Here is an 11,990-nt window from a genome sequence, read left to right on the forward strand (position 1 = left end):
ATATTGGTATGATTTTGAAATTAAATATTTTTAGGGGCTAGCAAACCAATAATTTAACAACCTCTATGTGTTAATCAGATAGCTATTCCTCTAAAACTTCTAATCTGTAGCTAGTATGTTGCCGCTGACATCTATATTTAGGCTTACCTTTATAAAGAATCATTAATTAATTCTATTTTTAATCTATTTTCTTCAATTCGAGCTTTTGCTTTCTTTATTCCACCAGAATATTTATTAAAATCACCAACATTTTTACCCCATTCTTTTAAGTCTTGTACACGTCGCTCATCCATCATGATTAATGTGTTTAAAGCTGTTACTTTGGCTGTTGATGCTTGCTCATCTATGGCTTTTTTCAGGACCGTAAGGGCTTCGACCTGCCCTTCTAGTGATTTTAAAGTAACCTCTTCAAATTGATTATTCTGTTGCTGCTGTAATACAAATGAATATATAGCCAACCCTAATGCAGCACCAGAAAATAGATTCGCCCCAATACCAAAAGTAGTTGAGAAGTAAGAGGCTTCTTCAAGGCTTGGGTAAAAATTCATTACACCAAATCCAAGAAAAGGAATTATGGCAGCAAACACAAGAACAACTGAACACATTTTCTTCATACATATCTCCTAATAATAATTAATAGATATATTGCGAAGACCGTGCCAATTATTTAAACCTTAAAATTCAACAACTTAAATAAAACCTAATCATAGATAGATAAATTAATTTATTATTAAATAAAATAAATTATGTTTATTTTTTATTATTCTTCGTTTCACCGTCCTGTTCACTCAGCATCAAGTAGCTTAGACAAGCTGTTTTTACAGAAGGTAACAACTGATAAGCAGCACCTAGATTGTGCCGATTTCTATTTCACGTCGTATTTATCTATCCAGTTGGTTAGTGTTTGGTAGTTTTTAAGCCCTAATAAGTCAGCTGCTTTGGACTTATTTCCATTTGAATGAGCTAATGCTTTAGGAATATAGTGCCTTACCAAATCAGAAATAATATTTTGAATATCAATACCTTGAGAAATATCTCTATTTAACAAGCTGGTATTATTATGAGGACGATCAAACAAAGCCTGCTTGATGTCATTAGCCGATATTGCGTCTTCATTACTCCATAGAGAAGCTCGCAATAAAGTAGATCGTAATTCACGTATATTACCCGGCCACTGTTGTGACAAGATAATATTTTTTGCCTTTGCAGAAATTTCTTTACCTACTAGAGCAGCATCCTCCTTTGACATATCCATTAATAACGCCTCTGCCAGTAGAGTTATATCACCCTCTCGCTCTCGTAATGGCGGCAATAATAAAACACCAACAGCAACGCGGTAAAAAAGATCTTCTCGAAAAAAACCATCATGGATAGCTTGCATCAAGTTTCTGTGAGTCGCTGTGATAATACGAACATCAACACTTTCTTCTTTAGTCGCTCCCACCGGAGTAATGACGCTTTCTTGTAAAACTCGCAGCAATCTAACCTGTACGTTAGGTTCTAGCTCACCAAACTCATCTAAAAAAAGTGTTCCACCATTAGCTTGCTGGAAGTACCCTTGTCGGTCAGCTGACGCCCCTGTAAAGGCCCCTTTTTTATGACCAAACAAAATCGAATCCACCAGCTCTGAAGGGAAAGCACCGCAGTTCACTGCAATAAAGGGTTTATCCACACGTGAACTTGCATTATGAATGGCTCTAGCAAAAAGTTCTTTACCTGTCCCTGTTTCTCCTTGTATCAGTATAGGAACTTCACGCTTGGCAAGAATTTCAGCTTGTTGTTTTAAACGCTGTATTATGGGGTTTTGGGTAATGATATTTTCAAAAGCTGCACTGGAAATAACACCATCATTAGATAACTGTGTAAGTTGCTTGGAATTCAGTTTAATGGCTGGTGGTGTGTATTCGGCGGAAATTTCAAAGGGTATATTTACTTCTTCAGCGCCCTGTTCTTTGCTTGATCGATAAAAGCTAGCAGAGTATTTCGCCTTCCCAAGTAAAATCCAAATGGATTGCATGGCCGGTGTACCAGGGCTCAATAAAATACATATATCAACATTTGATCTTTTAAGAGAGCTTAGGTGTTTATCTGCAGCCTGAAATATAGATTCATAATCAACAGGAGTGACTAATGTTTCTTGATAACACTCTATGGTATGACTAGTTTGGCGCATCAGCCACTCTATATAGGGAGCACTCCTAGTTTCTGGGTAGGAACACAGAAGAATAACTCGATCAAAGGTGAAGTTCGCTAAGGTAGACGATATAGGTGCATCGGATGGCACATCAGAAATAGCTGCTCTTAGGTCTGTTTCACCAATCCATGAAATAAGTGTTTTTTCTGCCACAAATACATCCTTTATAAACTGCTAATTAATGGTGAAGACTACTACAGTTTCTTCGGCAGAACATTAATAGATGTTAGTTTCTCGCATTGCTATCTTTCATTTTTTTAACATGCTATTAGACACTCAGTAACATTAAATTCTAATTGATAAAGAGGTATTTTATGAATTCCAAACGTTATATAGTATTAAGACTAAAAGTGATTATAAACGCCATCATATTCAAGGCGGCAATGATGATTTTATGCTATTTAATGTTTGATTTTCTAATTAAATCCTTGATAAGAAATAAATACTTTAGGCTTTTCTAGACAATAACATTTTAATCTTACCAGACCTTTGGTAAGTCTTGCCATTTTGTAGTGTAGCTTGGTGATAAGTACTCTCGTTTCATTACCCAGGTTGGAGATACGCCTTGTGAAGCAAAGAATACGTTGCCCAGGCCGCTATGATTTATATGGTCTACAACATTCATCAACGCTCTAGAATACGCTTTATTTGATGATGGTCGAAACAAGTCTTCTTGGAATGTTCCATATTCATAAAAGTCAGAGAAGATGACACCTGCTTTTGCATAGTGAAATCCTTCCTTATAAATACACTGAAAGATTGCCTCAGTGACTTCTAATAGATCTCTTGTGTCGTCCGTTGGGTTTGGTAGCTCTACTGTTAAGGTTTTAGCATACTGAGGTTGCCCATGTATGAAGGGACTAGTTCTAATGAACGCGCTCACTACACGACATAAACGCTTCTCTCCACGCAGTTTCTCTGCAGCACGGGTTGTGTACTTTGCAACAGCTTCCCTTAGCTCTTGTTTATCTGTCACCTTATGACCAAATGAACGGCTGCAAATTATCTGTTGTTTAGTTGGCCTTACCTCTTCTAAACCCAGACAAGACACGCCGTTCAGTTCCTGTACTGTTCGTTCTAGTACAACAGAGAATTCGCTTCTTATGTCTTTAGGATTTCTTTTGGCTAGGTCTAATGCTGTATTAATCCCTTTGGCTCTTAACTTTTCTGCTGTCCGCCTACCCACGCCCCAGACGTCATTTACATCTACCAAGGCCATTAACCGTCTTTGTCGTTCAATGTCCATCAGATCGACTACAGAGCCTGTCGCAGGATATTTCTTCGCCGCATGATTAGCTAATTTCGCCAAAGTTTTTGTTGGGGCTATTCCCACACCAACAGTAATCCCCGTCCATTGATCTACCTTTGCCTTAACCTGCTGACCAAAGGCGAGCAAATCCATTGCATACTCAACCCCCGTTAAGTCCATAAACGCCTCATCAATCGAATACACTTCCACCCGAGGTGCTTCTTCTTCAAGTATCGTCATCACCCTATTTGATAGATCAGCATACAACGCATAATTAGACGAAAAGCACACAATGCCATGCTTTTTGATTTCATCTTGAATTTGAAATACTGGCACCGCCATTTTCAAACCCAACGCCTTAGCTTCTTTCGAGCGAGCCACGACACAGCCATCATTATTAGACAATACGACAACCGGTGTATTCTTTAGATCTGGACGGAAGAGTTTTTCACAGCTGGCATAGAAGTTATTACAATCGACTAAAGCAAAAACAGATTTCACTGACTGCGCTCAAACTTTCTAATTACACTCGTCACTACCCCAAATATCTCTAATTCAGACTCTTCAGTAATAGTAATCGCGGGATAGGCTTTATTCTTTGGTCTAAGAACAACGTTAGGCTTTAGCTCTAATATCTTCACTGTCATTTCCCCATAAATACAGGCAATAACAATATCCCCATGGCGAGCATTTAACGATTTATCCACCAGCAGTACATCGCCAGAATGTATACCCGCATCAATCATTGAGTCGCCTTGAGCACGCACGTAATAAGTAGAAGCTGGATGAGAAACACAAAACTCATTTAGGTCTAATGTACGCTCAACAAAGTCTTGTGCTGGTGAAGGAAAGCCAGCAGAAACAGATTCGATATAAAGAGGGATACGTATGCTATTTGAAGCAATAAACGCAGAAGATTCAGAAACACCAAGATATGAAACACGCATAATACGACTAGCTCTATACTGTATGTTTATACAGTATAGAGCTGAGTGTAAATAAAGGCTATGTGAATTTTTACTAAATGCTGCAGCCTATTTCCTTAAATTCGATTCAGACTTACTCGTCTCGCCAATTTCATAGCCAGTCATTGCCCTTGTTTTCTTATCATTCGATATAAAGCCCAAGTTATAACAGCATCTAAAGTAATACCTAATCCAAACATTATTGCCACTTTGTTAAGAGAAGGTATAAACCAGCCTTGCTGATAACCTATAAACGCAGCACCGTAAAACAGAGTATTCACAATTAAGGACTGGTATAGCATTAGATCCGTTCGACCAATGCCATAAAAATAGCTATCAATCACATTATTGAGTGCAAAAACCACATAAAAACCAATCATAATGAGCACTAGATGAGTAATGCTAGTTGAGTCCTTTATTCCCATTACAGTATGAATAAACTCTTCCCAAAATGGCATCGTCAACAACCATAAGACGACAACACCGAAGGTAATTATTAAGTAGCTAGTAACTCGCGACTCACTGAGCCCATTACTTGTTGCCGCTTCTCTTTTAACAACTTGGCCGAGAGTCATCACAGGCAATAACAACCACCCCCATATAAATCCATTGGCAACCCAAAAAGTTCCAGACTGCTGAAGCTGATTCATTAACTGGAGAATCATAACTACAAATGCAGTATTTCTAACCAAAGACTCTAGACCAGACTTACTACCCACCTTGAACCAAAGCTTTAACCAAGTTTGATTTTTAAATCGGAGCTCTTTAAACGACAACTTCATACCGTTGTACTTGAGCACCTGAAAAGCAACAATGACCAATAAGCTATTTACCAAAATATTTGTAATGGCAATGCCATTAACACCAAGTTGATAAGAGAATGGCAATTGGCTAACAAGAACACTGTCACTTATTACGGTAAGAGCCGACTGGATAATTAACAGGCTGTATAAAGCTTTATATTTACTATGCAACACTAGAAGTAAGTTTAAAACCGTATACACACTGGAAATGAAAATGGCGACTGTTTCTAATCGAATATAGTCAATGGTGTCTTGTATCAATGAATTGCTTTGCTGCATACCTGCTACTAATTGAGGGGTAAATAGCATCACAAAGATGGTCACGATGCCATAAACTAAAACAATGACACCTAAAGAAGATATTGCACGTTTCTGAAACTCTAAAGGGTTAAGGATTGCCTGGCCCAATATGAAAGCCAATGGAAGAATGAGAGCTTCACTAATCACCTCATAGCCAATATTTAACCAAGCAACTTGAGCTGCAATACTGAGCGCCCAACTATCCGGAATACTCCCAAGAAAATGAATACGTGTTGTCGTATAGATGAGTGGTATGAAACTACTAATGATTAAAGCTAACCAAAGCTTATAGTCTATTTGCTTAAAGTCCGTTTTGAACACAAAAATCCCTATTAATTCACTTAATAGTGTTACTGGCCATAGATTTATTGATAGCTAAAATATTTCTATAATCACGCAAAAAACTTCAAATAGTCGGCACTTTAAATTCCAACCATTGCTTTTGCTTAAGTCTTTCAAAGGCTGCGAGTATGTGAGCTGGCTTCATTCCTGCTTTTCTGGCATTCCAGTTATGTACTTTACGAATGAGCTCTTCACTAGATATATCTGCACTATCTGCACTATCTGACTCTTGAGTTGCGACCCAATGTACCGTAGATAAAAGCTCCATACCGTTTTGCGATTCAAACCCCTCAATCAGTTCAGCCACTTGATTGAAACGTTGTTTTGTTTCGATATTCTGATCTAGAAAGTGAAGCGCTTCTTCTGCTGCTTCACTTTTCAACTCAATAGGTGTCTCAGGCTTATTTGATCCATCGGCATACCCTGTGATGAAGTGCCCTTCCATTCTTTCAAGCACATGACGCAACACATCTGCGTATGGGCCATAATGGTGTTTTTTAAAAATCACCTTGTTTAAAGGCTCACCAGAAAGAGTCAAAAAGTATACGAGCTTCTGAACCTCTAAAAGTGAAAGACGGTATTCAAAACCAGTTGATACATACCGATCTATTAAACCTAATACAGCCGCTCTACCCGCAGTCATTTTTGGACGAGTTGTTTTATTTGGCATAGCATCGGCCTCGGGCGCTGATTGAGGTGGGTAAATCAACCATTCAATATCTGGTAATTCTGAAAGAGAATTTTCAAGCAGTCTTTCAACTTTACCCCATGGTAATCCACCCAGGCCACTACCTAATGCAGGGATAGCAACCGATTTAAGACCTAAACGAACCGCTTCAGACTTTAGGCTTTCTAGCCCTTGCTCAATATATTCAAACTTTGAATTACCTTTCCAATGTGATTTGGTAGGAAAATTAATAATATAAAAAGGAGCACTCATTGAGTTCAATGGTACAGAAAGCACTTGGCCAGTATGAAAAGATTTATCATCACAAGCCTTTTTGTATACATTGAAGTTTTCTGGAAACGCTTTTTTAAATTGCAGAGCTAGCCCCTTCCCCATTACACCAACGGTATTAACCGTATTGATAATGGCATCAGCTTGATCGTGCAATATGTTTCCAGCGTGATAAGTAATCATGACAACCTCTAGTAATACCATTCTGGTCGAACTTGGACCACAGGTTTATGTTGGGCAGATTGTAGCAATAGATTCACATCATCGGCTACCGTTTGAGATCTAACACCAATACGTTTAACGGTATGCCACTGTACAGATTCATACGCTAAAAACTCCGCTTGTTTCTCTTCTTTAAAATCTTGCCAGTACTTTTCATTAATTATTCTCTGGATATCGAGCTCTGACAGTCGAGAGAAATCATCAATTTGCTCTGCGTAATCAAGGTCTGCATGAATATCAGTAAAGAAGCAATGTTCATTAGATAAACTGATCGTTTCAGTATCACTGATTAAGTGCAGTACGCGATCCTGACCTCCTTGAAAATCGGCATGACCGCGGTGTATGACGTAAAGCATCACAGAGCGTGGACAAAAATTAAAAGGTACATACTGTCCAATCATTCCGCCAGCAGCTACATTAACAGGCCGTAAAAGCCTACGTTGTTTGATATGACTATAACCAATGTTCTGATTAACCAAACCTAATTCAATACGTTTTGCATCAGACCACAGGCAACCTTCACTTATGATGTGAACCAAATTATCTATATGTGTAATGTGGGATACAGATACTGTCATAAAACTCCCTCAACCAAAATTCCCTTACATTCAAAAAATTAACGTAGACCACAACTAAAGGCCTAGTCATAATCTCTTGGTTCACCGCTAACTGTTAGCTCATAATCTTGTAAACCAAAAGAGCCCATAACAGGCTCGCAGGTAACATCAACGTTCACAGTTAAATCCCTTCCAGGTACATCAGCTTCCTTACGGTGAGAACCACTCGCATATCCACTCATTTTCACATCAAAGCTTGTATTTAAATCATGGCTATCAACTGATAGCTCTATTTCATCAAAAATGGTATCTGTTTCAGCCATAGGTCCAGAAAGGTCCTCTCCCATTAATAGATCATTAGAATCTTCATTAACCCTTTCAGAAATTTCTTCCACTAATGTATCTTCTGATACAAGCTTAAAAGGCAGCTCCTCAAATAACATTTGAATATGATTAAATAGTAAATCAGAACTTAAATCTTCATTATCTGAGTTTTCTCGCTCACATATAGCATCTAAATTTTTAGCTAAACCGTCATCTAAAATAATATATTTGAGTTTAGTCAGATATTCATTACTAAAATCTTTATCGTTTATAAGTTCGTCTGTTGTTTCATATCCAAAAACAGCTGCAATACATGAAACAAGCCCTGACGCTGTTAATACAACCCTGTCCTGCTTTAAAGAGTCAGACAATAAATTCATAAAATAAAAAACGGCGGGGAACCTATGTGAAGCCATCGTTGCATTATGAATTGCAGACTGCTCTTCATATCGCTGCTTTTCTTTCGTTGCTTTTCGCTGTTTTTCCTCTAGTTCTAAACGCTTTTTCTCTAAACTAATTTGTTCAGCTTCAGCATCAGCTTTGGTTTTATCTGCTAGTGCAGAAGCTGTTTTGACTTTTTTATCAATGAATTCTCGAATTTTATCTCTTCGCTCTATTCTATTTTTTTCTTTTTGGATATCTAAAGCGACATCTTGTGCTAAAAAGTCTTTCTCTGGGTTTGATCTAAGTCTTTCCTTATTAAGCTCCCATTGCTTTCTGGTATGTTCGATATCTAAATCAACAGCGTGTGAGTACTGCAAAACAGCAGTCTTTTTTTGCTTTTCTTTCACCCACAAGGAAGCCAAAGGGAGTATGAACAAGTAGCCTATTGTCAATGCTGTAGGGATTAGTAATAGTCCTAAATCTTGTTTTAATAAGCTTGGATTTGACAACAAAGCCATACTTTCGACTAAAGCACTTATTCTTTTTTCTAAGTCACCTTTACCCCAAAACAAAAGAGCTAATTTATCCCAATTACAAAAGCACCAGGAAACAATAAATGTTCCAACTATTGGATCTTTGATTCTAGTTTTAGCATTACCCTTTATGGTGGACCAAATATCATCTAACACTTGCATACTCTGACCCTAAAATAATAGTCATTAATAATATTCCTTTATATACCCATACGCTCTATCAAACAGTATTTGGTCTTTGTGTAGTTGATATTTGAGTAAGGCTTTACGCAATGATTTTTGTACGTCTCGTTCTCCGCCGGTGCTGTCTTGCCAGCCGGGGAAGCTTACGATTCGTACGATGGCGTCTATATCTGTGACGATACGTTCTACGACGGCTGGTGTTTGGTCGTCTTTTAATTCTAAGAACAAATCAGTCAAAGCTGCTTTAGGTGTTTTTTCTTGTCGTTGCTCGTCTAGGTCTTTTTCGGCTTGGACGGTTTCTTTGGCGATTTTACAAAGTTCTTTTACAAAGTCGATTGAGGCAATCAGTCCTTTTTCGGCTTTGTCGCGTAGTGCTTCTAAACGTTCACTAAGAGACTTAAATTCTGGTAAATCACCACGGTCTTTAAAACGTTTTGCTAGTTCTTTTTCTAACTGCTTGGTTTTACGCGGATCTGGGTTGTTAAAGATATTTTCGATGACATCGGCATCAAGTACAAACTCTTCTAGGTTATGTACTTCACCTACATGAATATTGTCATGTATTAGCTGTGTGGTTTGCGCGCCAAGGGCCAACCACAACAACTTGCCAATGTTATCTGTCGCGGGTCTTACTGATTCATAAACCTGAGCAAGCCATCGATAGTCTTCGTTATATTGGTCCAGCACGCTATCAGGCGAAAGAGATTCCCAAAGCTTCGCCAGGTACTTAAAGTCTAAAGCGAAGGCGTCTTTCTTTTCGTTATCACCTATGGCGTTCTGGGCTGCTTCTAATCCATCAAAACCTTCTAGCGTTCTATCAACGGATGGAAAATGCGCTAAGGTATCCAGCATTGCTTGAGGCAGTTTTGAACGCAGCTCACTTAGGTTAGTAATAACCTGCTGTACGCTTTCTTCATCGAACTCTAAGGCTTTAGCAGCATCATCAAACACACCAAAGTAATCGACGATACAACCAAAGGTTTTATTAGGATATAAACGGTTAGTACGACAAATCGCTTGGAGCAAGGTATGGTCTTTCATGGATTTGTCTAAATACATAGTTTGGCAAATTGGCGCATCAAACCCGGTTAACAGCTTCGCGGTGACAATGAGAAATTTCAATTCTGATTTAGCATCGTTAAACTCATCGACGAGTTTTTCTTGTTGGCTTTTATCAACGCCCCACTTCTGTTTGAAGTCAAAATCGTCATTGGCGCTGGTGGATATAACGACCTTACTTGCCGCTTCATCAAAGTGTTTGTCGAGTGCTTCTTTGTATTGCACGCAGGCATAACGATCTGGTGTGACTATCATGGCTTTAAAACCGTGGGGATCGACTTTGTCCATAAAGTGAATAGCAATGTCTTCTACGATTTTTTCAACCCGTTCTGGGGATTTTAAGAAAGCCGACATTTTGGCCGATTTTTGATTGAGTGCATCAGCCTCTTCATCACTTAAAGCCGCGCTTTCTTTAAAGTCTTTAAAGGCTTTGTCTAAGGCGTCTTTATCTACGTGAACATCCACTAAACGAGGTTCGAAATGCAGCGGTAAAGTGGCTTCATCACGTATGGAGTCATGGAAAGTATAACGCGACATATAGCCGCCTTTGTCTTCTTCGACACCAAATGCCCAAAAGGTATTTTTATCGGCTTTATTTACGGGCGTACCGGTTAAACCAAATAAGAAGGCATTCGGTAACGCCGCGCGCATTTGACGACCTAAATCGCCTTCTTGCGTTCTATGTGCTTCATCCACCAGCACGATAATGTTATCGCGCGTATTCATGTTCGGCTTGGCATCACGAAACTTATGGATCATCGAGATAATGATTTTACGGGTATCACGTTCTAGCATTTGCTGAAGCTCTTTAATGCTGTCGGTTGATTCCACATTGGCGACATCAGCGGCATTAAAGGTGCCATTGATTTGAGTGTCTAAGTCGGTTCTGTCCACCAGCACAATAACGGTTGGGCTTTTAAGTTGAGTGGCTCGGCGGAGTTTTTGTGCAGCAAATACCATTAATAACGATTTACCAGAACCTTGAAAATGCCAGATTAAGCCTTTTTTGATTTTGCCATCGATAACACGCTGAACAATTTTGTTCGCGCCTTCGTACTGCTGGAAGCGCGGTATGACTTTAATACGCTGTTTCTTTTTATTGGTCGTAAATAACGAGAAGTTACGCATAATATCCAGCAAGCGTGCCGGATGTAATAAATCGCTTAACTCAAAACCCACGCCCGACAAGCCCACCGCTCGACTTAGCTGAGCGTCTTCTACACGCCAAGGCGCCCAAAACTCTAACGGACAACGAACAGCACCGTAAAATAACTCTCTCCCTTCAGTCGCGAAAGACAGCACATTAGGCACAAATAGCTGAGGCACGGTTTTTTCATAAATATTGTGAACTTCGTGCGCACCATCAAACCAACTAATACATGAACGAATCGGTGTTTTGGCTTCACCCACCACGACAGGAAGTCCGTTAATCATCATCACCACATCGGGGATTTTGGTTTCACGCTGATGGATACGAAACTGATTGGTAATCACATAGACATTGCGAGTCAGGTCATCAAAGTCGATTAACCTCACAGGGACATAGCGATTATTCTCGCCAAAGGGCATGGTTTTTTCGCCTGTCATCCAAGCGAAAAATTCTTCATTGGCTTTTACCAAACCAACTTGGTTTACCGAAATTAAAATAGTACGGAGTTTATGTATGACTTCATCCGCCAAATGTGGATTGGCTTCAATCTCAGGGTTAAGGCGAATTAACGCTTTAGCCAATTCAGACTCAATCAAGACCTCATTCACACTGCGGCCTAATTGTTCTGGCGACTTGAACTGCCATTGCACACCAAAGTTTCTTTGAGGCTCTGCAACTTCATTTTTAGTCTGAGAGTCGTTCAAATTGACGCCACTCATTTGATGAATGATGTAGTGCTCCACACTATTTAATTCGGTAAATCCCAT

9 protein-coding genes are annotated in these 11,990 nt (G+C 39.2%); all 9 read right to left on the reverse strand.

The window, feature by feature from the left end; all coding sequences use genetic code 11:
* Window positions 1-149: 149 nt before the first annotated feature.
* The 9 genes from MUS1_RS05065 to MUS1_RS05105 all read right to left on the reverse strand — a co-directional run bounded on the left by MUS1_RS05065 (window position 150) and on the right by MUS1_RS05105 (window position 11,990).
* The gene (locus tag MUS1_RS05065; protein WP_036159850.1) at window positions 150-614 is read right to left on the reverse strand and encodes a hypothetical protein; all 465 of its coding nucleotides are present in this window, start codon (window positions 612-614) and stop codon (window positions 150-152) included.
* Between the two features lie 251 nt (window positions 615-865).
* The gene (locus MUS1_RS05070; RefSeq protein ID WP_036159851.1) at window positions 866-2,347 is read right to left on the reverse strand and encodes a sigma 54-interacting transcriptional regulator; all 1,482 of its coding nucleotides are present in this window, start codon (window positions 2,345-2,347) and stop codon (window positions 866-868) included.
* Window positions 2,348-2,672: 325 nt separating this feature from the next.
* On the reverse strand, window positions 2,673-3,944 hold the full coding sequence (umuC, locus tag MUS1_RS05075) for a translesion error-prone DNA polymerase V subunit UmuC (protein WP_036159852.1): 1,272 nt from the start codon (window positions 3,942-3,944) through the stop codon (window positions 2,673-2,675).
* Window positions 3,941-4,390, reverse strand: coding sequence for a translesion error-prone DNA polymerase V autoproteolytic subunit (gene umuD / locus MUS1_RS05080; RefSeq protein WP_036159854.1), 450 nt, complete (start codon window positions 4,388-4,390; stop codon window positions 3,941-3,943). Before umuD ends, umuC begins: the two co-directional genes overlap by 4 nt.
* 140 nt (window positions 4,391-4,530) lie before the next feature.
* On the reverse strand, window positions 4,531-5,832 hold the full coding sequence (locus MUS1_RS05085) for an MATE family Na+-driven efflux transporter (RefSeq protein WP_036159855.1): 1,302 nt from the start codon (window positions 5,830-5,832) through the stop codon (window positions 4,531-4,533).
* A gap of 85 nt (window positions 5,833-5,917) precedes the next feature.
* Window positions 5,918-6,994 (reverse strand): type II toxin-antitoxin system antitoxin DNA ADP-ribosyl glycohydrolase DarG, encoded by a 1,077-nt coding sequence (gene darG, locus MUS1_RS05090; RefSeq protein ID WP_036160115.1) that lies wholly within the window; start codon window positions 6,992-6,994, stop codon window positions 5,918-5,920.
* Window positions 6,995-7,002: 8 nt separating this feature from the next.
* Entirely contained in the window at window positions 7,003-7,611 is a 609-nt protein-coding gene (gene darT, locus MUS1_RS05095) for a type II toxin-antitoxin system toxin DNA ADP-ribosyl transferase DarT (protein WP_036159856.1), read from the reverse strand.
* Between the two features lie 62 nt (window positions 7,612-7,673).
* Window positions 7,674-8,993, reverse strand: coding sequence for a cell envelope integrity TolA family protein (locus MUS1_RS05100; protein ID WP_051436120.1), 1,320 nt, complete (start codon window positions 8,991-8,993; stop codon window positions 7,674-7,676).
* Between the two features lie 24 nt (window positions 8,994-9,017).
* The gene (locus MUS1_RS05105; protein ID WP_036159858.1) at window positions 9,018-11,990 is read right to left on the reverse strand and encodes a type I restriction endonuclease subunit R; all 2,973 of its coding nucleotides are present in this window, start codon (window positions 11,988-11,990) and stop codon (window positions 9,018-9,020) included.

It is taken from the genome of Marinomonas ushuaiensis DSM 15871, from assembly GCF_000521805.1.
GTDB lineage: Bacteria > Pseudomonadota > Gammaproteobacteria > Pseudomonadales > Marinomonadaceae > Marinomonas > Marinomonas ushuaiensis.